This is a genomic window from Caballeronia sp. dw_276, assembly GCF_018449635.1.
In the GTDB taxonomy this organism is placed as follows: Bacteria; Pseudomonadota; Gammaproteobacteria; order Burkholderiales; family Burkholderiaceae; genus Caballeronia.
Map to the genome: position 1 here is coordinate 1 of NZ_JAAVUV010000004.1, position 22,124 is coordinate 22,124.

General features: G+C 60.4%; 21 protein-coding genes. 11 read left to right on the top strand and 10 right to left on the bottom strand.

The window, feature by feature from the left end; all coding sequences use genetic code 11:
- Positions 1–745: 745 nt before the first annotated feature.
- Complete coding sequence (locus tag HB633_RS08775; protein ID WP_213777722.1) at positions 746–2,053, bottom strand: MFS transporter; 1,308 nt, start codon at positions 2,051–2,053, stop codon at positions 746–748.
- A gap of 167 nt (positions 2,054–2,220) precedes the next feature.
- Between HB633_RS08775 and HB633_RS08780 the strand changes: the two genes are divergently transcribed.
- The 9 genes from HB633_RS08780 (at position 2,221) to HB633_RS08820 (ending at position 9,877) form a co-directional block, all read left to right on the top strand.
- Positions 2,221–2,964 (top strand): GntR family transcriptional regulator, encoded by a 744-nt coding sequence (locus HB633_RS08780; RefSeq protein WP_213777723.1) that lies wholly within the window; start codon positions 2,221–2,223, stop codon positions 2,962–2,964.
- A gap of 37 nt (positions 2,965–3,001) precedes the next feature.
- A complete protein-coding gene (mdcA, locus tag HB633_RS08785) occupies positions 3,002–4,678 on the top strand; it encodes a malonate decarboxylase subunit alpha (protein ID WP_213777724.1) in 1,677 nt (558 codons plus the stop codon).
- 5 nt (positions 4,679–4,683) lie between these two features.
- On the top strand, positions 4,684–5,541 hold the full coding sequence (locus tag HB633_RS08790; protein WP_213777725.1) for a triphosphoribosyl-dephospho-CoA synthase: 858 nt from the start codon (positions 4,684–4,686) through the stop codon (positions 5,539–5,541).
- Positions 5,542–5,557: 16 nt separating this feature from the next.
- Entirely contained in the window at positions 5,558–5,860 is a 303-nt protein-coding gene (locus HB633_RS08795; protein WP_213777726.1) for a malonate decarboxylase subunit delta, read from the top strand.
- Positions 5,857–6,702, top strand: a complete 846-nt coding sequence (locus HB633_RS08800) for a biotin-independent malonate decarboxylase subunit beta (RefSeq protein WP_213777727.1) — start codon at positions 5,857–5,859, stop codon at positions 6,700–6,702. The genes HB633_RS08795 and HB633_RS08800 overlap by 4 nt, the downstream gene beginning before the upstream one ends.
- Positions 6,699–7,511 (top strand): biotin-independent malonate decarboxylase subunit gamma, encoded by an 813-nt coding sequence (gene mdcE / locus HB633_RS08805; RefSeq protein ID WP_255580826.1) that lies wholly within the window; start codon positions 6,699–6,701, stop codon positions 7,509–7,511. The genes HB633_RS08800 and mdcE overlap by 4 nt, the downstream gene beginning before the upstream one ends.
- Positions 7,496–8,137, top strand: coding sequence for a malonate decarboxylase holo-ACP synthase (locus HB633_RS08810; protein WP_213777728.1), 642 nt, complete (start codon positions 7,496–7,498; stop codon positions 8,135–8,137). Before mdcE ends, HB633_RS08810 begins: the two co-directional genes overlap by 16 nt.
- Positions 8,134–9,063 carry a malonate decarboxylase subunit epsilon gene (gene mdcH / locus HB633_RS08815; RefSeq protein ID WP_213777729.1) on the top strand — a complete coding sequence of 310 codons (930 nt, stop codon included), beginning with the start codon at positions 8,134–8,136 and terminating at the stop codon, positions 9,061–9,063. The genes HB633_RS08810 and mdcH overlap by 4 nt, the downstream gene beginning before the upstream one ends.
- 91 nt (positions 9,064–9,154) lie before the next feature.
- The gene (locus HB633_RS08820) at positions 9,155–9,877 is read left to right on the top strand and encodes a DeoR family transcriptional regulator (protein WP_213777730.1); all 723 of its coding nucleotides are present in this window, start codon (positions 9,155–9,157) and stop codon (positions 9,875–9,877) included.
- Here HB633_RS08820 and HB633_RS08825 read toward each other — a convergent pair.
- Positions 9,874–10,764, bottom strand: a complete 891-nt coding sequence (locus tag HB633_RS08825) for a LysR family transcriptional regulator (RefSeq protein ID WP_213777731.1) — start codon at positions 10,762–10,764, stop codon at positions 9,874–9,876. The genes HB633_RS08820 and HB633_RS08825 overlap by 4 nt on opposite strands.
- Before the next feature lie 123 nt (positions 10,765–10,887).
- On the opposite strand from HB633_RS08825, the gene HB633_RS08830 reads away from it, so the two are divergent.
- Together HB633_RS08830 and HB633_RS08835 are read left to right on the top strand one after the other, a co-directional pair.
- Positions 10,888–11,637 (top strand): SDR family oxidoreductase, encoded by a 750-nt coding sequence (locus tag HB633_RS08830; protein ID WP_213777732.1) that lies wholly within the window; start codon positions 10,888–10,890, stop codon positions 11,635–11,637.
- 29 nt (positions 11,638–11,666) lie between these two features.
- Complete coding sequence (locus HB633_RS08835; protein ID WP_213777733.1) at positions 11,667–12,260, top strand: NAD(P)-binding domain-containing protein; 594 nt, start codon at positions 11,667–11,669, stop codon at positions 12,258–12,260.
- Positions 12,261–12,287: 27 nt separating this feature from the next.
- Here HB633_RS08835 and HB633_RS08840 read toward each other — a convergent pair whose 3' ends face one another.
- The 8 genes from HB633_RS08840 to deoC all read right to left on the bottom strand — a co-directional run bounded on the left by HB633_RS08840 (position 12,288) and on the right by deoC (position 21,991).
- Positions 12,288–13,349 (bottom strand): ABC transporter permease, encoded by a 1,062-nt coding sequence (locus HB633_RS08840; RefSeq protein WP_213777734.1) that lies wholly within the window; start codon positions 13,347–13,349, stop codon positions 12,288–12,290.
- Complete coding sequence (locus HB633_RS08845) at positions 13,346–14,872, bottom strand: sugar ABC transporter ATP-binding protein (RefSeq protein ID WP_213777735.1); 1,527 nt, start codon at positions 14,870–14,872, stop codon at positions 13,346–13,348. The genes HB633_RS08840 and HB633_RS08845 overlap by 4 nt, the downstream gene beginning before the upstream one ends.
- Positions 14,873–14,964: 92 nt before the next feature.
- Positions 14,965–15,969: an autoinducer 2 ABC transporter substrate-binding protein gene (locus HB633_RS08850; protein ID WP_213777736.1), complete on the bottom strand. Its 1,005-nt coding sequence runs from the start codon at positions 15,967–15,969 to the stop codon at positions 14,965–14,967.
- Between the two features lie 53 nt (positions 15,970–16,022).
- Complete coding sequence (locus tag HB633_RS08855; RefSeq protein ID WP_213777737.1) at positions 16,023–17,057, bottom strand: ABC transporter permease; 1,035 nt, start codon at positions 17,055–17,057, stop codon at positions 16,023–16,025.
- A gap of 16 nt (positions 17,058–17,073) precedes the next feature.
- Positions 17,074–18,009 (bottom strand): ribokinase, encoded by a 936-nt coding sequence (gene rbsK, locus HB633_RS08860; protein WP_213777738.1) that lies wholly within the window; start codon positions 18,007–18,009, stop codon positions 17,074–17,076.
- Complete coding sequence (locus HB633_RS08865) at positions 18,006–18,479, bottom strand: RbsD/FucU family protein (protein ID WP_213777739.1); 474 nt, start codon at positions 18,477–18,479, stop codon at positions 18,006–18,008. Before HB633_RS08865 ends, rbsK begins: the two co-directional genes overlap by 4 nt.
- 80 nt (positions 18,480–18,559) lie before the next feature.
- Positions 18,560–20,950 carry an aldehyde dehydrogenase family protein gene (locus HB633_RS08870; RefSeq protein WP_213777740.1) on the bottom strand — a complete coding sequence of 797 codons (2,391 nt, stop codon included), beginning with the start codon at positions 20,948–20,950 and terminating at the stop codon, positions 18,560–18,562.
- Between the two features lie 33 nt (positions 20,951–20,983).
- On the bottom strand, positions 20,984–21,991 hold the full coding sequence (gene deoC, locus HB633_RS08875; protein ID WP_213777741.1) for a deoxyribose-phosphate aldolase: 1,008 nt from the start codon (positions 21,989–21,991) through the stop codon (positions 20,984–20,986).
- Between the last annotated feature and the right edge of the window lie 133 nt (positions 21,992–22,124).

Consider the following 22,124-nt stretch of genomic DNA (forward strand, 5'->3'; position numbering starts at 1 on the left):
CTTTTTTTATCAACATCGGGTGATGGAACTTGACCTGAACCAGCCCCTGATCTCACTATGAAATGTGTCAGCTATGTCCTCGTACAAGTGTCAACTATGTCTCCGGTCTAAACACAACGGCGACAAAGAAACGAAGCAAAGAAAACGCCTCTCAACCGCTAATTCTTAAGTGTCCACAGCGTGCAATGACAACTGTTTGGTACCCCAAAAGCACGCTCAGCGAATAACCTCGTCCTGTTGAAACCCTCCCCCTCCGTCAACAGATACCCACACGCTTCGCCACCAGTGTGGGTATCCATCAACCAGGCTTCCGCGCTGCGCGCGCTGGCGCCCAAACCGAGGGGTCGGCCGTACCGGTGAAGAAGTCTCGGGTTCAAAATGCTTTGAATCCGTTATGGGCTATTCCATCGTTATGCGTAGGCGAGGTTTCCGTATTAACGGATTCCCACACTGGTGGCGAAGCGTGTGGGTTGCCTTTAACGGAGGGGGAGGGTTTCAACTGTTCGTTTTTATGCGCCGAGCGTGCTTTTGGGGTACCAAATAGTTGTCACTGCACGCTGGGGACACTTATGAGCCGATTGTGGAGAGGCGTTTTCTTTGCTTCGTTTCTTTGTCGCCGTTGGACAAAGAAATGAAGTCCCGCCACGGACAGTGGCTAATAGTGCTAAAGAGAACAGCCAAGACGGAACGCGCGAAGACCCAAAAAGCAGCCACCCAGCCTCAACCCCGCCCAAGCGCCAGCGCCCTAGTGCGGTAAATCCTGCCCCTTAGTTTCAGGCGCAAACGGAATCACCGCCAACCCGATCACAAACGCAATAGCCGTCAGCGCAATCGGCACACCAAGCGTCTTCATATGCAGCACCATCGCGCCGATGCCAAAATTCACGATAGCCCCAAAAAAGCGCCCTATTGACGTACAGAACGCAAACGCCGTCGCCCGTACCCGAGTTTCAAACTGCTCCGGCAGCCACAGGCTGAAAAGCGCAAAGTTACCGCCAAAGAACCCCAGCACGACCAACAACGCAATAAACGGCACAAGCCCGTTCTCAAGATAAAACGCCCAACCAAACGCCAGCACAATCGACACAGCCATTCCGATGAAATAAACCGCCAGCGTCAGCCTGCGCCCGATCTTCTCGGCCATCGGCGGTAAAGCAAGACATCCGACAATCGTGCCGATGGACAACAATCCCGTCGCAATCGATGCCATCCGCGCCGCCTCCGGCTTCGTCATGCCTGCCTTCGTCGCGAGTTGAATCACGGCCGAAGGTTCATAGACCGCGCCAGCCCACAAGCCAATGATCGCCACCGTCAGCAACACGGTCGCAACAATCGTACGCTGCCGGTATTGGGCCGAGAATATCGATCGCAGAGAACTCACCTGCTTGACGGCCGTTGCCTCGACCTTCTGCCACTTTTCAGTTTCCTTCACGCGCAGCAACACAATGATCGATACCACCACCGGCACCACGCCGACAAGGAACATCGCGCGCCATCCAAAGGTTGCGCCAATGGTGTAATTCAGCGCCGCCGCAATAAAGAATCCCGCGTAATACCCGGTCTGCAAATATCCCGCGCCCATCTTGCGGCGATCTTCCGGCCACGCCTCGGCCACGTACGTACCAGCCAAGGCCCATTCCCCACCAATGCCAACGCCCGCGAGAAACCGGTAAATCCCCAGTTCCCAAACCGTATGCGATGTCGCTGCGAGCCCGGTGAAAATCGCGAACGTGAAGATGGTCGCGGCGAGCACTTTGGTGCGTCCGAAGCGGTCGGCCAGCGGTCCCCAGATGAACGACAGCCCCCAACCCACCAGGAACAGCGCGAACAGGATCGATCCCGCAAGACCCACGTTCGCGGGCGTAGCCGCATAACCGGAACGGGGCAGCAGTTCGGTCAGCGCCGGAGCCAGCACCAACGCGTAGATGAATGAGTCCATTCCGTCGAGCGTCCACCCTGCCCAGGCGCCCCAGAAACCAACTATCTGTGTCCGGTTCAGAGGCGTTCGTGTCCGCCGGGCGGCGGCTATCGATGGTTCCAGCGTGCGTGGCATGAATGTCTTCCTGGTTAAAAGCGACGCGCTCTGTTCAGTGGATCGAGCGTCTGCGGGTAAGCACCGGGTCTTCTTCAAAATCCTCAAAGGTGCAATTTCATATATAATATTTGAAATTACGCGGTTGACCACTCCGCACTTCTACCTAGCATCGGCGAATCAAGCGTATGAAAAATGAGTTGAATCAGGCTTTTCGTGAGGCGCAGTTCGAACCGCGCCAAAGCACCTCCCGCTATATTGCGGACGCGCTACGTTCGGCCATTGTCGAAGGGACGCTGTTGCCGGGCGAGCCGCTGCGCCAGGACGCCATTGCCAAGCAGTTCTCGGTGAGCGCCATTCCTGTGCGCGAAGCATTCCGGCAACTGGACACCGAGGGCTGGGTCACAATCGAACAAAACCGTGGGGCATCGGTTAGCCTTCAATCTCCTGACGAAGCGCGCGAAATCTATGAGATTCGCGCATCGCTGGAGAGCCTGGCGATTGGCATCGCGATTGAACGCCATACCGATGCAACGCTTGCGGAAGCCCGCGAATTGCTCGAAGCCGCCGCGAACGAGCCGGACCCCGCGCTGTATGTAGTGCGTAACGAACAGTTCCATATGAGCTTGTATGCGCCGGCCGACCGACCGCACTTGATGGAACTGATCGGCACCATGCACCGCCGCGGGGAGCGTTATCTGCGCCTGAAATTCGGCATGCCGACGTTCAAAGGCCGGTCCGACGCCGAGCATGAGGCCATCCTTCAGGCCCTGCACGCCCGCGATACCGAGGCGGCGCAAACGCTCGTCGCACGTCATCTGCTCGCGACCGGCGAACTGGTTTATCGTTTCCTTCACGACGCGCAAATGCAGGCACAGGCCTCGCAGCCGAAGAAACGCCGCCGCTCTTCAACCGCTTCGAAATCCGCTTGAGCGCGGATCTTCGAGAGACAGACACCGAGGCCATCCTATGAATCCTCCCGCACAAGCCGATACCGCTCCAGAACCGCGCCAATGGAACACGCGGGCGCTGGAAAAAGCGCGGCGACTCAAAGCAATCGAAGGCTGGCTCGATAATGGCGTACTCAAATCAGAGCGCATTGTCGATGCACTGGAAACGCTGATCCAATCCGGCGACCGCGTCGCGCTCGAAGGCAATAATCAGAAGCAGGCGGACTTTCTTTCGCGTGCGTTCGCGAAGCTCGATCCGTCGCGCGTGCATGACGTGCATTTGCTGATCTCCAGCATCAGCCGGCCTGAACATTTGACGTTGTTCGAACGCGGGATCGCGCGGAAGGTGGACTTCTCGTTTGCCGGACCGCAGAGCCTGCGGGTCGCGCAACTGCTCGAGGACGGACAGCTCGAAATCGGTGCTATTTATACGTACATCGAACTATATGCGCGCATGTTCATCGACCTGACGCCGCAAGTGGCGCTCGTCTGCGCGGTGCAAGCCGACCGGCACGGCAACCTCTACACGGGTCCGAATACGGAAGATACGCCGACCATTGTCGAAGCAACGGCGTTCCGTCATGGCATCGTGGTCGCGCAAGTGAACGAGATCGTCGATGAACTTCCGCGCGTCGATATCCCCGGCTCATGGGTCGATGTCGTCGTGCAGGCGGACCGGCCGTTTGCGGTCGAGCCGCTGTTCACGCGCGATCCGCGTCATATCGGCGAGTTGCAGATCCTCATGGCGATGATGACCATTCGCGGCATCTACGAGCGTTATGGCGTGCGGGCGTTGAATCACGGTATCGGCTTCGACACCGCCGCCATCGAATTGCTCTTACCCACCTACGGTGCAGCGCACGGCCTGAAGGGCAAGATCTGCACGCACTGGGCGCTCAACCCCCATCCCACCTTGATTCCCGCAATAGAAAGCGGCTGGGTTGAAAGCGTGCATTGCTTCGGCAGCGAAGTCGGGATGGAGGACTACATTGAAGCGCGCTCGGACGTGTTCTTCACCGGACGCGATGGCAGCCTGCGTTCCAACCGCGTGCTGTGTCAGCTTGCGGGGCAATATGGCGTCGATCTCTTCATAGGTTCGACGTTGCAGATGGACGTTGATGCGAATTCATCGACGGTGACGCTCGGACGCCTCGCCGGTTTTGGTGGCGCGCCGAACATGGGACACGATCCGCGCGGACGGCGGCATTCGAGCGAGGCGTGGTTATCGTTGATGAAAAACGATGGACCCAATAGCGCGATCAGCCGCGGCCACAAGCTCGTTGTGCAAACCGCCGAGACGTTCAAGAAAGGCGGCGAGCCGACCATTGTCGATGCACTCGACGCCATCGCCGTCGGCAAGCAAAGCAATATGCCCATCGCGCCCGTGATGATCTACGGCGACGACGTCAGCCATGTCGTCACCGAGGAAGGCATTGCTTATCTGCATGCGGCAGAGGGCGTTGAGGAGCGCCGCGCGGCGTTGCGCGCGGTTGCGGGCGTGACGCCCATCGGCATGCGCGCGGATCCGGCCAAGACCGCCGAGTTGCGTCGTCGTGGCGTGGTCGCGTACCCGGAAGATCTCGGCATTCGACGCGGCGAAGCGAAGCGGTCGTTGCTTGCGGCGCGCAGCATCGATGATCTGGTTGCTTGGTCCGGCGGCTTGTATCAGCCGCCAGCAAAATTCCGCGGCTGGTGAGCGCCATGGCTTGCGCTCAGGCTGTTCTCAAAAACGTTATATGCGATCCGTTGGCGCTCGCTGATCGCGCGGTAAACGCGTTGATCGATGAAGCGTGCCTCACGCCGAAACCCGCGTTGGTGGATCGGCGCGGCAGCGGTGCACATCGTGATCTCGACCTGGATATCATGCTGCGCTCCGCGCATTCGCTGCAACCTACATTCGTTGCTTTGGCTCGCGCGTCCTCAAACGCCCAGCCTTCGCAGCGCTTGCGCGAGCAGCTCGCGCGCATCGGCCGCGAAGGGGAAGTCGCAATGATGCGCGCGACCGGCGGAAGCAATGCGCATCGCGGGGCGATATGGATTGTCGGCTTGCTCGTTTCGAGCGCCGCGATGAATCCTTCTGATGACTTGGCAATGCTCTGTTCGCAGGCCGCTGCCATTTCGCGTTTTGAAGATCGGTTTGCACCTTCTGCGGTGACGCAAACGCACGGTGCTCGTGTGACACAGCGATTCGGCGTCGCCGGTGCGCGTGGTCAGGCGGCCGAAGGCTTTCCTCATGTGCTTCAAATCGGCTTGCCCGCATTGCGTGAGTCTCGCGCAAAAGGCGCGCCGGAAAACGCGGCGCGTCTTGACGCATTACTCGCGATCATCGCCACGCTCGATGACACCTGTCTCCTGCATCGCGGCGGCCGCATCGCGTTGGATGCCGCGCAATCCGGCGCACGTGAAGCGCTGCGAGCAGGCGGCGCATCGCAACCCGAAGGTTATGCCGCCCTCTTGCGTCTTGACCAAAAGCTACTGCAATTGAACGCATCGCCCGGCGGCGCAGCGGACCTGCTCGCCGCAGCGCTCTTTCTCGATACCCTGCCCTGCGTCGGCTGACGCTCTGAGATCCGCCATGGAAAACCTGCGCTACGAATACCCCGCCACCCGCCCCGTGCCGCAACGCGCCCATGTGGGCGTCGTCGGCTCGGGAGATCTGGAAATACTGCTGTCGCCATCGGAGAAAGATCACGCGGAAGTCGTGATCCGCACGAGCGTAGATGGTTACGAAACCGTCTGGAAAAGCGTGCTCGACCGGTTCTTCTCCCGATACGACGGCGCCGCGAAGCTCGAGCTGAACGACTTCGGCGCGACGCCGGGCGTCGTGATGTTACGGCTTGCCGAAGCCGTGGAAGCCAGCGAAGGAGACACACCATGAACGCTCATGACAGCTTTATCGCGCAGCATAGCTTTATCGAATTGACGGCGCGCGAACGCGCTCGCGCGTTACTCGATCCGAGCACGTTCCGCGAATTGCTCGGACCGTTCGACCGGCTCGAATCCCCGTGGCTCGCAATGCAAAACGTGGTCTGCCAATCCGACGACGGCGCGGTGATCGCGCGCGGCACGCTCGGCGGCGAGCCCGCTGTGATCGCTGCAATCGAGCCCGCGTTCCAGGGCGGAAGCATTGGCGAAGTGTCGGGCGCGAAGATCGCGGCATCGCTTGAATTTGCGCTGCGCGAGTTCGAAGCGGGCCGCACGATACGTCCCGTGATCCTGTTCGAGACCGGTGGCGTACGACTTCAGGAAGCGAATCTCGGACTGGCCGTTATCGCGGAGATCCAGGCCGGAATTGTCGCGTTGCGTCGATATGTGCCGGTGGTCGGTGTTATCGGCGGGATGGTTGGATGCTTCGGCGGAATGTCGCTGGCTGCGGCCTTATGCAGCTATCTGGTGATGACGCGTCAGGCGCGGCTCGGCATGAACGGACCGGAAGTGATCGAACAGGAAGCGGGCGTCGAAGAACTCGATTCGCGCGACCGCAAGCTCATCTGGTCGATGATCGGTGGCGAGGAACGCGCGGCGGTCGGCCTTGTCGATTCACTCGTTGAAGACGACACGGATCAGGTCCTGAACGCCGTGCTCGACGCGTTCAAATGTGGCGTGCCGACGAGTCACAGGACAGAACAAATCGATAAACAACTCGAACGGCTTTCGCGCGTCGATCCAGCGGCGATCGACCCCGCAGTTTTGCGCACGCTTTGGCAAGGAGACGCATGATGAACGCTACACGTGGACAGATCTGGATCGACGCGCTGACCTCGCATGAGGTAAACGGCGAAGGACCGATCCGCAGCGCCGACGCCCCGCTCGGCGATACAACCGCGCGCTTTATCACCGTCGTCCCGGACCCGCAAAACCGCTTCCCCCGCGCCACCGATAACGTCGTCGGACTCGAACAAGGATGGCTGCTTGCACGCGCAGTACGCGAAGCGTTGGACGCGGACCGCGATGCAGCAGTGAAGCGCCCGATTGTTGCCATCGTCGATGTAAAGAGTCAGGCGTATGGCCGTTGCGAGGAATTGCTCGGCGTTCATCTCGCCTGCGCTGCGGGCGTCGACGCCTACGCAAGCGCGCGCCTCGCCGGGCATCCGGTGATCGCGCTGATTGTTGGCCCGGCCATGTCCGGCGCGTTTCTCGCGCATGGGTATCAGGCGAACCGCATTGTCGCGCTCGACGCGAGCGGCATCAGCGTGCACGCAATGGGCAAGGAAGCGGCCGCGCGCGTCACGCGGCGCAGCGTGGAAGGGCTCGATGAACTCGGCGATCGCGTCCTGCCCATGTCCTACAAGATGAGTTCCTACGCGAAGCTCGGGCTGCTGCACGAGCTCATTGAAGGGATCAACGCCGATACACCCGGACGTGAAGACGTGGAGCGTGTAAAGGCTTCGCTGATCGCGGCTGTTGAAGACGCGCGTCAAGGTCCGAACGATCTCTCGTCGCGCCTGCAATCGGCGGATGCGAAGCGCAATCGCGCTGCATCAATAGAAGTACGCAAGCGCATGGCGGAGCAATGGGACGCGTCGTGAATCCGCACGACTTGTTGCGGCTCGGGCACGGCGCGCCTGCCTTTTCGAATGCGCCTGCGTGGGTTGCAGCTTCTTTGGAACGCGCGCCGTTTGTGGTGGTTCGCCGTGCGCGCGCGTTGGACGGACGCGTTGCCGTTGGAATTCGCGGCGCGGTACGCGGCGAACGTTTTGGTTCGTGGATGGACTTGCAGCATGTTGAAGCCGTGCTTCCGCCGGAGATGCTGAAGTCCGCAAAGCCTCATCAGACCCGCGCCGATTTACCGCCGTTCAAGTTGTTGCTCCGAGCCATAACGCCCATCTGCGATGCGTCAGGACTTGCATGGGGACCTACGGGCAGCGTGGGTTTCGAGCTGGCGAGCGACTGCGCGACCGTGACTGACAAAAGCGATCTCGACCTTCTGATGCGCGCGCCGCAGCCTCTCGATCGCTCTGAAGCAAGGACCTTGTTCGATGCCCTTTCGGCCTCCGCTTTCGAACACGCCATACGCATCGACGTCCAAATCGAAACGCACGAAGGCGTGTTCTCGCTTGCGGAATTCGCTCATCCCGGCGCGCGCGTCATGCTTCGATCCGCCGATGGCCCGAAGCTGGTCGCCGATCCGTGGCAAACGAGTTGCGCCGCATGATCGCGTTCCTTTTCCCTGGCCAAGGCTCGCAATTCGCGGGCTTTCTGCATACGCTCGGCGGCGCATCGCCCCATGCGCGGATCGTCTCGACTTTCGAAGAAGCATCTGACGTATTGCACATGAACGTCCTCGATCTCGATCACGCCGATGCCTTGAAATCGACCGTTGCCGTTCAGCTCGGCTTGTTTATCGCGGGCGTTGCGATCATGCGTGCGTTGCGCGATGAAGGCATCGTGCCCGATGCGGTCGCGGGATTATCGGTGGGCGCATATGGCGCGGCGGTCGCGGCCGACGCAATCAATTTCGATGACGCGCTGAAACTCCTGCAACTACGCGCGCAACTCATGGAACGCGCTTATCCCCACGGCTACGGCATGCTTGCGGTTTCGGGCTTCAGCGAACGTGAGGTCGATGCCGTCATCGCCAGTACAAATGCAAAGGCCGCGTTCATCGCGAACCTGAATGCGCCGCGGCAGATCGTGGTGGCGGGCGCCGACGCCGATCTCGACCTCGTGCGTCAACACGCGCTGCAAGCGGGCGCACGCAAAGCCGAACGACTTGCGGTGAGCGTGCCTTCCCATTGCGCCCTCCTTGACGATGCCGCCCGCGAACTCACCGAAGCCGCATCGAAGGTCGAGTTCAGGACGCTAACGATTCCGTACATCGGCAATCGCGGAGCGCGGCCGTTGCGTCAGGCCGACGCGGTACGCCTGGACCTCGCGACAAACCTTCGCTATCCCGTCCGATGGCACGACTCGACCGTCGTGCTGAGCGAACTCGGCGTGCAGGTTTTCGTGGAAATGCCGCCGGGGCGCACGCTGACCCAGCTTGCCGACGAAGCGTTGCCCGGCATTGCAAAAGTTGCGGTCGAACAGACGTCGATCACATCCGCTGCCGCGTTGATCAAGGCGCGCGCCGCAGATTGAACGGGACCAGCACGGCGCGCCCGCTTGTTATAATCGTCTCATCAGGCGAACAAAAACTAACAAGAACCACATCTGCGCCCCTGCTCTCCCCATGACCAAAAACGATCGTCTGCGTGTCCTTGCCGAAGCTTTGCGCGAGCAAAGCGTCATGCGTCTTCGCGATGCCGCGACGTTGCTCGACGTATCGGAGATGACGGTTCGCCGCGACATCTCGTCGAATCCCGGAACCTTCACTTACCTGGGCGGCTACATCGTTCGCGCGTCGGACGTCCCCAACGGTTCGGGCTATACCATCGACGAAGAGAAGGATCACTTCGCGCAGGCCAAGGCGGAGGCGTCGGCGATTGCTGCGCGTTTGCTCGTGGACAGCGAGACGGTTTTCATCGATTGCGGCACGACCCTGACCACGCTGGCGCGGCTCGTTCCCGCCGACATGCACCTGACGGTCGTGTGTTATTCGCTGAACGTGGCCGAGATTTTGCGGCGCAAGCCCAACGTGCGAATGATTTTGCTGGGCGGGGTTTATGCGCCGTCATCGGATTCATTTTCCAGCGATGAAAGCATCGAAACGCTGAAGCGGATGGGAATCAACAAGGCGTTCATATCCGCCGGCGGAGTGGATGAAACGCGTGGCGTGACATGCTGGAATTTCCACGAAGTCGCGATCAAACAGGCCGCTATGGAAAGCGCCGTTGAACGTCACCTGGTCGTCGATGCCAGCAAGCTGGGAAAAGTCAAAGCTCTGCGATTTTCCCAACTCGACAAGTTCGATTCCGTAATTACGGAGAAGGGCATGAGCCGCGGCGCAGACTAAATACGCTGCAGTAAAGCCGCAGCAAAAAAGTCAGTCGCGCGGCGCACGCGTGCAGGTACGAACCGGCGTTTTGGCCAGATAAGGCTTATGTCTCTCGCGTCGCCTATAAATTCTTCGAGAATCGTGATCACGTCCGGATGGTCGAGTTCATCGGCTAGAGAGACCTTCGCGAACAAACCAATTCCAACGCCGTCCAGCACACCGGAGCGGATTGTCTCGACGCTATTCGACGAAAGATTGCCGCGAACGGCCACGTTGAAGCGGCCTTCCGGTCCAACGAACGGCCAGTTCGACGATTCCATCAGGCCGCCGTATAACAGGCAATTGTGATCGACCAGTTCAGCCGGGGTTTTTGGTATTCCGCGCTGCTCGAAGTATCGCCGCGATCCGACGCACACGAGCGGCGTAGTGGTCACGCGCTTCACAACCGCCTCAGGTTCATTGACGGGACCTACGCGGATCGCCAGGTCGATCCGGTCCTCCACCATGTCCCGCACGAAGTCTGACAGAACGAGATCGACCTGAAGGCCGGGATTGAGCGCCAACAATTCGGGTATCAGCGGAAGAATGTGAAGCCGTCCGAAGGTCGATGACGTCGCGATCCTGATCATGCCCGAGACGTTGAGCGTGCTGCTTTTCAGTTCGCTATCGGCTTCATCCATCTCTTCAACGAGCGGTTTCGTCCGGTCGTAGTATCGCTGGCCTTGATCGGTCAGTGTGACGCTGCGCGTGCTGCGGTTGAACAGCATCACGCCGAGACGCTTCTCCAGCGCACCGACCGCTTTGCTGACACCTGACTGTGAATCGCCGGTTCTGCGCGCCGCGGCGGAAAACCCGCCCGCTTCCACTACAGCGATAAACGCATTCACTTCGTGAAACCGGTCCATTGCATTCCCCTCGCGTGACCCATTCGTTTCAAGAATAGATATTATGAAAAATCAGCGGATTATCATTCGCCGAGAAGGGAATTATGCTGGTTCTGTCGATCACGCACAGAACAAGAGGTTTCAATGTCCAATCTCGAAGGCAAGATCGCCGTCATCAGCGGCGGAACGACCGGTATCGGATTAGCTATCGCCCAGCGGTTTGCCGCGGAAGGCGCTCACGTATTTATCTTCGGCCGACGGCAGGCGCAGCTCGACGAAGCCGCCAAACTCATCGGGCGCAACGTCACCGCCATTCAGGCCGATGTCACAGATGTCGATGACCTCGACCGCGTTGCTGCATTGGTAAAGAAAGAAAAAGGGGTGGTCGATATTGTCGTGTCGAACGCAGGCTTAACCGAGCAGGCTTCCCTCGATACCCTCACGCCCGAACATTTTGACAAGACCTTCAACCTCAACGCCCGCGCGCCGGTTTTTCTCGTGCAGAAGCTGCTGCCGCTGATGACGGGTGGTGGCTCGATCGTGCTGGTTTCATCGGCGATGCACGGCATGGGCATCCCGGGACACACCACGTATGCCGCGACCAAGGCGGCACTGCGTTCCTACGCCCGCACCTGGGCCGCGGAATTCAAAGATCGCGGCATTCGCGTCAACACGCTGAGCCCAGGCGTCACCGATACGCCAATCCTCGATTCCCAAGCAAAGTCGCCCGAGGAGCGCGAGGCGCTGGTGAAGATGTACCTGAACATGATCCCGCTTGGACGGCTTGCGCGCGCCGAGGAAATGGCCAGCGCGGCGCTGTTCCTCGCGTCGGATCAGAGTTCATACATGACCGGCGCGGACCTGATGGACGACGGTGGTGTCGGCCAGGTCTGAGATCCGTTCAACTATTAAAGGAGAGGTACATGAACTACGCGATCATCGGGCTTGGCAAGATCGGGACGGCCATCGCCCAGGCATTTGCCGGTAAAGGCATCGAAGTAGCCGTGGCAGGCAGGCGGCCGCTCGACGCGTTCGCAGCAAAGATTGGAACGTCGCTCGTCGCGCAGTCGATCGAAGACGCGGTAAAGGCCGACGTCGTCATTCTGGCCGTGCCTTTTGCGACGCATCGGGACATCGGGCAGATGGCGAAAAGCTGGGAGGGAAAGATCGTGATCGATGCAACCAATGCATACGATGTCCCGCCCGAAGAGCTTGGCGGACTGCCTTCGACCGCGGCAGTTGCGAAGTCGTTTCCGGGCGCGAAGCTGGTGAAGGCGTTCAACCATCTGCCAGCGAGTGTCCTCGCGCAAGGAACGACAACGCCTCGAGGCGGACGGCGAGTCGTGTTCGTTTCCAGCGATGACGACGCGGCCAGTGCCTCAGTAGCGGCACTGGTCAACCGGCTTGGGTTCGCACCGGTCGAGCTTGGAAAGATCGCCGAAGGCGGCCTGCTCATCCAGGCACGAGGCCGCACCTGGGGGCATCTGATTTTTCAGGACCTGACCAAGGTCGAGTAATGAAGGGTTACTGAGGAGGGCGAGGTCTTACCTCGCCCTTCTCCCCAACGCAAACAAGGTCCCGGCGACCAGAATAAACGCGCCGATGATCACCTTCTGCCACGTGCTCGGTACACCGACCAGTATCAGCACGCTGTTGATGAGCGTAACCAGCACCACGCCCAGCAACGTCCCGACAACCGTCCCGGTCCCGCCGGTGATCCTGGCGCCACCCAGAATCACCGCCGCAATCACATCCAATTCGGTCCCGACCAGATCAAACGGATTCGCCAATCGATTCGTCGATACATGCAGAATCCCCGCAATCCCTGCAAGCATCCCGGTGTACCCGAACACGAACAGATGAATCGAGCGCAAGTTGTAGCCGAGCCGCTCGGCGATCGGCAGGCTTCCGCCCATGGCGTAGACGCCGCGTCCCATCATCGTTCGATTCAGCAGCCACCAGGTCACACCTGCCGCCAGAAACAGCGCAATCACCGACACCGGCAGCACCGCTCGAAGGCCGTCGTTCGTGTGATAGAAGAAGAGCGGTAAGCGCCCGAAGCTATCCATGCTGTGCGGAATGTTCATGAAAAACTGCGTCCCCACGAACGTCAGCAACAGCCCGCGATACAAGTACTGCGTGCCGATCGTCACGATCAGCGAAGGCGCTTTCAATCGATGCACCAGCACGCCATTGACCAATCCCAGCAACACGCCGCCCAGTGCGCCACATAACAAAATCAAAGCAAACGGCGCATCCGGCCACCACGCGAACACGGCCTTGGTGATCGAATACATGGTGAAAGCGGCGATCGCGGTGAACGATACATCGATCCCCCCCGATGCCAGCACCACCAACGTTCCCAGTGCAAATAACGACACCGTCGTGCCCGAATGCAGCAAATCGAAGATCGTCGCGAACTGGAAAAAGCGCGGGTTCAGCGTACCGACCACAAGACACGTCACGATGATCAGCCCGAGCGTGAACCACTCCGGATTGCGCACCAGGCGTGCGGTAAAGCCCAATTTCCGCACTTGCGGCGCGACTTCGGCCAACGGCGTCTTGACCTGCGATGTCTGAGCAACGCGATGAATTGACTCGCTCATGCTGCCTCTGAAAGTAGTGCGTGATAAAGATCGGCTTCGGTCAAGTCTTCGGCTCTGTATTCATCCGATACACGGCCTTTCTTCATCATCAATATGCGGTCGGAATTCTGCAGCAATTCGGGCAAGTCATCGCTGATCAGGATGATGCCAATGCCCTGCTCCGCCAACCGCTGCATGATGCGATAAATGATGTCCTTCGAGCCCACATCCACGCCAACGGTCGGTCCGTGCAGGATCAACACGCGCGGGTCGATGGCCAGCCACCGGCCGATCAACACGCGTTGCTGGTTGCCGCCCGAAAGCGATTGCACGGGTTTATCGACGTCGGGCGTTGCGATCTGCAAGTCCTTCACGGTGCGCTCGGCAAGTTCGCGTGCGCGTTTTTTATCGACTTGTCCAAAGCGGTCGCGCAAACTTGAAATCAACGCGGTGATGACGTTGTCGCGGATGGATTTATCGAGGAAAAGGCCTTCATTCAGGCGGTCTTCGGGCACGTAGCCGATGCGTTGCCACTTGGCATCGGACGGTGTTTTGAGCCGCACGATGGAACCATCCAGCGTCACCGTCCCGCTATCCGCAGGCGCGACGCCGGCAAGCGCGCGCGCGAGTTCGTTGCGCCCCGAGTCGAGCAGACCGGTCACGCCGAGAATTTCTCCGCGATGCAGCGAGAAGGTCACATCGGCGAACTGGCGCAAACGCGACAAGCCCTTCACGTCGAGCACGATCTCGCGCCCTTCCATGACCTCGGCCTTCCTGTACCGTTCGTTCGACAACTGCTTGCCGGTCATCAATTCGCCGATCTGCGCCTTCGTATAATTTTCGATAGGACCCTGCGCCATCTTCTGACCATCGCGCAGCACGATCACTTCGCCGCCGATTGCATAACACTCGTCGAGCTTGTGACTCACGAACAGCACTGCGACGCCATCGGCACGCAGTTTCGCGAGAACCGCGATGAGGTTATCGACTTCCTTTTGCGTAAGGGACGTGGTGGGTTCATCCATGATGACGAACTTCGCCTCGCTCGCAATCGCACGCGCGATGGCCACCAGTTGGCGCGTCGCCAGTGGCAACTGCTCGACGAGCGTCGCCTGAAAATCGGCATCGCCGGGAAGACCCACGGCTTCCAGCGCGCGCGAAGCCGTGCGCGCCAGGGCCTTGCGGTCAAACGTCCGCGCGAGCCGCCCGCCATGTTCAGCGAGCTCTGAAGTCAGCCCTACGTTCTCCGCCACGCTCATGTTCGGCAACAACGAAAGATCCTGATACACGGTCTCGATACCCGCCGACAACGCCTCCAGCGGTGCAAGCCGCGCATGCCGCACGCCTTCTATAACAAGCTCGCCCTGATCGGGCGGTTGCGCGCCCGAGATTATCTTGATCAACGTGCTCTTGCCGCAGCCGTTCTCGCCGAGCAAATGATAGATCTGCCCGCGTTCGAACGACAGGCTCACGCCACGCAGCGCATAGACGCCCGTAAAGCGTTTATGGATATCGACGACTTCGAGAAGCGGCACTGTACTCATCACTGAACCTTCAACCCTTTCAAGCTTCCTGATGACAGCGCGCATGGTTCCCTTCGGGACGCCATGCACGCCTTCTGTCCTGCCAGCCAAGATCAGAACGGATACTGCTTGTAGTTGGTCTTGTCGACGTCAACCCAGCCCGTGCCGCGCACGATGATGCCCTTGCCCGGACCCTTGCTGACCGTGACCTTGTTATAGCCGACGATACCCAGGTCCGCGCCGCTCTCGACCGTCTTGCCGTCCACGAGCATCTTCGCAACCTTGTTCATCGCGATACCCGCAAGCTTCGGGTCCCAGAACGCAATGCCGTTGACCGCGCCGCTTTCGAGGAACTTGCCGGCTTCTGTCGGCAGGCCCGTGCCGTACACGCAGATCTTGCCGACCTTGCCGGCCTCTTCCACCGCACGGCCTATGCCGATCACATCCAGCGACGACGATCCTTGAAAGCCCGTCAGATCCGGATGTTTCCGCAGCACTTCCTTCGCGACCTGATAAGCGCGTTCGCCATCGTTATTGGTCTCGAGCTTCGGCTCCACCAGATCCATCTTCGGGTACTTCTGCTTCGCATTGCCGATACCGCCATCCGCCCACTGAACTTGCGAACGGCTGCCGAGAGAACCGACCAGCACCGCCCATTTGCCTTGCGAACCCATGCACTTCGCGAGACGTTCGTTCAGGCCCGCGCCGTACGCCGTATTGTCGAATGCTTCGATATCGACCATCGTGTTCTTGGCGTTGTCGGCTTCATGCGTGACGACCTTGATGCCGCGATCCATCGCTTTTTTCAGCGCTGGTTCGAGCGTCGGCGGATCGTAGGGAACGACCGCGATCGCCGTCACTTTCTTCGCGATCAAGTCTTCGATGATCTTCAGTTGCTGCGCCGCGTCCGCGCGTCCCGGACCCGTTTGATACGCGTTCACGCCGGGGTTGTCCTTGGCGAATTCCTTCACGCCGTCGTCCATGCGGTTGAACCAGTTGATGCCCGTGACCTTCACGACCGTAACGATGGTTTCGTTCGTCGCGGCTTGCGCGGCGGCAATGATTCCGCCCGTCAGCGTGAGCGCGGCGAGTGCGATGGCAATCCGATTGAGTTTCATGCGTTTGTCTCCGTTATGGTTTGTATGTACAGCACATGAGATGAATCAAAAATTTATGCAGCAGGCGGTTTCGGCGCCTTGATAACGGGCGTTGCGCCACCCAGTCCGAAGATTGCGCGAACGCGTTCACCACCGGCCAATGCAAGCGACGCCAGTAGCAAAAAGCCCCAGGCGCAATCGCCAAAGAACTGCGACACACCCAGCAAGTTAAACAGGCTCGATAAAAACTGCAGCACGGTCGCGGCCAAAAACACGCACACGATCCGGCCGTAACCACCCGCCGGATTCACGCCGCCCATCACCGCAATCAGGATCGCGATCAGCAAATACGAGTTGCCGTAATCCCACTTCGCGCTCGACGTATGCGTCGCGCTGATCAATCCCGCGAGCGACGCCAGGACACCGCACATGCCATACGTGAGGATCAACATGCGGTCGCGCGGAATGCCCGCATAGAACGCGGCTTTCGGATTCGTGCCCATCAGGTAAAGCCGGAGGCCAAACGGCGTGCGCTTGAGCAACCAGCCGAGCAGCAACACCGTCGCGATAAAAATCCAGAGCGAGATGGGCACTTGCAGAAAGGTGCCGTTGCCGATGGCCGAAAGTGCATCGAGATATTCGACACGCACCGATGCACCATTGCTCAGCACCACGGCAATACCGGTGAACAACAAGGACGTACCCAGCGTACACAGAATCGGCGTGAGTTTCAGCCGCGCGATGATCACGCCGTTCATCAAGCCGCCGATCAAGCCAAGCGTCACAGTGATCACACAGAACACCGCCGTGTACAGCACGGGCGAGTCGTCGGCGGAAATGAACGTGGGCAGCAACAGCGCCGCAACCATGCCCGACAGATTGGCGAGCGCAACGCCCGACAAATCGATGCCGCCATTGCCCGATACCATCGAAAGCATGATGCCGAGCGCGAGCAGGCCGAGTTCGGGCAACTGGCTTCCCATCGACTGGAGGTTGTCGATATCGACGAACTGTCCGTGCGATAAAACCGTCGCGACGATCACGACCAGCAGGTTCACCGCGACCAGAAAGTTGAGCTGCCGGTCAGCGAGCAATTTCGATGCAAACATCCAGGCGCTCCTCTGTTCAGGAATGTTGAGCTGGTTCGCCGAGCACGGCGTGGATCTCGGCGAGCTTCGGCATGGACGGCGCGGTGCCCGCGCGCGTCACTGACAAGCTTGCAAGCGCGCAACCAAAACGTACGGCGTCGAGCGCGCTATCGCCGCGTGCGAGCGCCGCGGCAAAACCGCCTGTGAAGCCATCGCCGGCGCCGGCGGTTTCGACTACACGACCGCAATTGAACGCCGGCACCAACACCGATTCCGTCGGCGTATGCAGCAACGCACCCGCCTCGCCCAGCGTCACGATCACCGCTTTCACGCCCTTGCCGAGCAATACATCGGCGGCTTTACGTGCGTCGTCCACTGAAGAGATTGCTACGCCCGTCAGCGCCGTCGCTTCGGTTTCATTCGGCGTGATGTAGTCGCACAGCGGGAAAATGTCGTCATCGAGCGGAAAGGCAGGCGCCGGATTGAACACGGTCGTTACGCCATGACGATGCGCGATTTCAAGTCCGCGCTTCGCGGCCGCAACGGGTTGTTCGAGCTGCGTGACGAAGACCGCAGCCGACGCAATATCCGCTTCGATAGCATCCACGTCTTCCGGGCACAAATGCCCGGCCGCGCCCGACGCCACGATGATCGCGTTGCCGCCGGTGACGTCGTCCACGAAGATGTGCGCCGCGCCGGTCGCCACGCCGTCAGTTGATGTCGCGCGCGCCGTGATGCCTTCCGCGGCCCACGTCGAGCGTGCGATTTCGCCGAACGCATCTGCGCCGAGCCGGGTGCAGAAAATCACGTCGGCACCGGCGCGCGCAGCCGCCACCGCCTGATTCGAGCCCTTGCCGCCCGGTCCCATCGCGAAAGCCGTTCCCGCGATGGTCTCGCCCAGCAGCGGCATGCGCGCGGCGCGAAACGTCAGGTCCGTCACATAAATGCCGAGGATGACAACGCTGCGGCTCATTTGTCATTCCCCGAAGGCACATCGGGCGCGAGGTTCACGCCTTTCTTGAAGATGAAGCAGCCATAACCGCGTCCTTCGCCGGTCGCGATCACGCAATACGCTTTTTTCGCGCGTTCATAGAACGCAAACCGTTCGACGGAAGCAAACGGTGTCGCCTTTCCTTCAGCGGCATCGACTTCTGTTTGTGCTTCGCGTTGCACGGCGGGAAGCGTGTTTGCGTCGCCGACGACTTCCATGCGTTCGGCCGGATGATCGACAAAACTATCCAGCGGAAACACTGACAACACCGCGCGGATCGCACGCGGCGCGTCCACGCCGTCGAGCCGCAGCACATGGCCGAGGACCGTTTGCCGCGCGACGGAATCAGCGGGGAAATTGGCATCGCAGATCACGACTTCATCGCCGTGGCCCATGGCGCACAGCGCGTGCAGGATGTCGGCGTTCAGCAGCGGATCGAGGTTCTTGAGCATTGTGTCTCCTTCAGTTGAGCGGCCCCGCTGTCGTGCGGGGTCAAGCGCTCAGATTCTATTTCTTCTGCATCGGCTACGTCTTAATCCCCGTACGGAATCCAGATGTTCTTCACTTGCACGGCTTGCCGCAGGAATGGCAGGCCTTCGCACACGTTCGCGTCGAACCAGTCGAACACGCGGCCGTGGTCCACAAACGTGCGCTTCAAATTACCGATGGATTCACGTTCCACCATCGCCGATAAATCCGCGCCGCCGAAGGACCAGATTGCATCGACATCGTCGTGTTTTGCAAGCGTCGATGCCAGGGGCTTGCGCTCGCCCGTGATGATGTTCAGCGCGCCCGCCGGCACGTCCGACGTCTCGACGACCTGATAGAAGTCCGTCGCCATCAGCGGGCAGGTTTCGCTCGGCACCGCGACCACGCGATTGCCCAATGCGAGCGCTGGCGCGATCAACGAAACGAGTCCAAGCAGCGGTGCTTCGTCCGGGCACACCACGCCGATCACGCCAAGCGGTTCGTGCATCGCGAGCGCCACGCCTTTGAGCGGCGGCGAATGGACGGCGCCGTCGAATTTGTCGGCCCACGCGCCGTAGGTGAACAAACGCGTGATCGATGCTTCGACTTCACGTTCGGCTTGTGCCGAAGAAACGCCGGTCCGCGCAACGAGTTGCCGTGCGAATTCATCCGCGCGGGCCGACAGGTTTTCCGCGAGGTAATACAGCACTTGCGCGCGATTGTGCGTGCTGGCTTGCGACCACTTGCCAGCGCCACGCGCCGCCGCAACCGCATTGCGCACATCCTTGCGGCTGCCTTCGCCCACTTCGCCGACTATGTTCCCCGACGGCGCATGCACGAGCCGCGTATAACCGCTATCAGGCCGAACCTGCTTCCCGCCAATAAACAATTTCGCGGTGCGATCGAGCGCGCTGACGTTGGATTCGGCCACTGAAGTGGAAGCCGCAGGCGCAACAGAAGCCGCAGAACGAACGGCCAGCTTAGACCACGCGCGTGGCTTCAGATACTCGTAAATCCCCTCGCGTCCGCCTTCGCGGCCGAAGCCCGATTCGCGATATCCGCCGAAGCCGACGCCGGCATCGAAAAGATTGGTCGCGTTGATCCAGACCACGCCACATTCCAGTCGCGGCGCGATATCAAGCGCACGGCCAATGGTCTCGCTCCACACGCTCGCAGCGAGCCCATAGCGCGAATGATTCGCGAGCGCGACGGCTTCATCGGGCGTGCGAAAGCTCATGGTCACGAGCACGGGTCCGAAGATTTCGTCTTGCGCGAGTGTGGATGCAGGCGCGACATTCGTCACCAGCGTCGGCGGATAAAACGCGCCCTGCTCCGGCATCTGCAGTGCTTTGGGCTGATGAATCACGCAACCCTCTTCAACGCCGCGCGCAACCAGCGACTGGATGCGTTCGAGCTGCACCGTATCGACGATCGCGCCCATGTCGATGCCCTTGTCCAGCGACGGCCCGACGCGCAGGGTGTCCATGCGCCGCTTCAGTTTATCGATGAAACGCTTCTCCACGCCTTCCTGCACGAGCAATCGCGAACCCGCGCAGCACACTTGGCCCTGGTTGAACCAGATGGCATCGACAACGCCTTCGACCGCGCTGTCGAGATCGGCGTCATCGAAGACGATGAACGGCGACTTGCCGCCCAACTCCAGCGTCAACGACTTGCCCGAACCAGCGGTCGCCACGCGAATCTGCTTGCCGACTTCCGTTGAACCCGTGAACGCAATCTTGGCGATACGCGGATGATCGACCAGCGCCGCGCCGGTACGGCCATCGCCTGTGACGACGTTCAGCACGCCCGCCGGCAATCCGGCGCGCGCCGCCAATTCGGCAAACAACAACGCGGTCAGCGGCGTATATTCGGCCGGCTTCAGCACCACGCAATTGCCGAGCGCGAGCGCCGGCGCGATCTTCCACGAGAGCATCAGCAGCGGAAAATTCCACGGCACGATCTGCCCGATCACGCCCAGCGGCGCCCAGTCGGCGAACTCGCGATCCTGCAATTGCGCCCAACCCGCGTGATGCAGGAAATGCCTTGCTACAAGAGGGATATCGATGTCGCGCGACTCGCGGATCGGCTTGCCGTTATCGAGCGATTCGAGCACGGAAAAGAGACGCGCGTTGCGCTGGACCATCCGCGACAATGCATACAAGTGGCGCGCGCGACCGGCGCCGCCGAGCGCTTGCCACGCGGGCAACGCTCGATGCGCGGCGTCGACTGCTGCGTCCACATCCGCCTGATCGCCTTGCGCGATGCTCGCAAGCACGCGCCCGGTCGCGGGTTCCGAGGAATCGAAACGCTCGCCGGCTGACGGCTCGCGATAAGCGCCATCGATGAAATGACCAAAACCGTTCGTGTGATTGTCCAGCCAGGCGCGCGCGGCGCCGTCGTCTTCCGGTGCAGGTCCGTAATCCATCGAGGAGAAGTAGTCGGCTACGCTCATTGGGAGCTCGTGTAAGAGAGTGATGCGAAGAATTCAGGCAACAGGATGCCGATGAAAAGCGGAGTAACGGCCGGTGACGTGATGTTCGAGTTGCCGCTCGATATCGGCGAGCAAACTCGATGCGCCGATGCGAAACAGCTCCGGCTCGAGCCATTCGCGCCCGAGTTCCTCTTTCATCAGAATTTGGTATTCGAGCACCGACTTGGCCGTGGACACACCGCCCGCCGGCTTGAAGCCGATCATGACGCCCGTGCGTTCGAGGTATTCACGGATCATGCGAACCATTACGAGTGAAACGTCGAGCGTGGCATTCACGCCTTCCTTGCCCGTCGATGTCTTGATGAAGTCGGCGCCGGCCATCATGCAGACCATCGACGCCTTGGCGATATTCGACAACGTGCGGATGTCGCCCGTCGCAAGAATCGCCTTGATATGCGCCGGGCCGCATGCCGCGCGGAAGTCGCGCATTTCATCGTAGAGCGCTTGCCAGTTGCCGGTCAGCACGTGTTCGCGGGTGACGACAATATCGATTTCCGCCGCGCCGTCTTTGACGGACGCCTCGATTTCCTTCAGCTTCAGCGGGTGCGGGATCAGCCCGGCGGGGAATCCCGTCGATACCGCCGCGACCGGAATGCCGCTGCCAGCAAGCGCCGCGACCGCGGTCGCAACGAAACGGTGATACACACAGACCGCGCCGGTCTTGATCGAACCCGGCGGCATGCCGAGCGATTCGAGCAAGTCGTCGCGCACCGGACGGCGCGCTTTCGCGCACAGACGTTCGACGCGCGCTGCGGTATCGTCACCATTGAGCGTGGTCAGGTCGATGCAGGTGATCGCCTTCAGCAGCCAGGCGGCCTGCGCGTCCTTCTTTACAGCGCGGCGGGTGCCGAGCGTGCCGACGCGACGGCCCACCGCCGATTGATTGACGCGCAAGCCGTCGATCCACGAAAGATCCAGCGGCACGCCAGGATTGCGTTCGGCGTGAACAGCGGGCGGTTTGCCGCGCAAGGGAACAACAGATTGAGAAGCGACATCGAGCATGAGTAGGGCCGGTTGTGCAATGCACAACATTTTCCGGTTAATCGATACATCATTCTAACATTCTCTTGTTACGATCGTAACATCGGGGAATACGCCTAGGAACCTGAATTCCGTGACCAGGCAGTTCAGCATT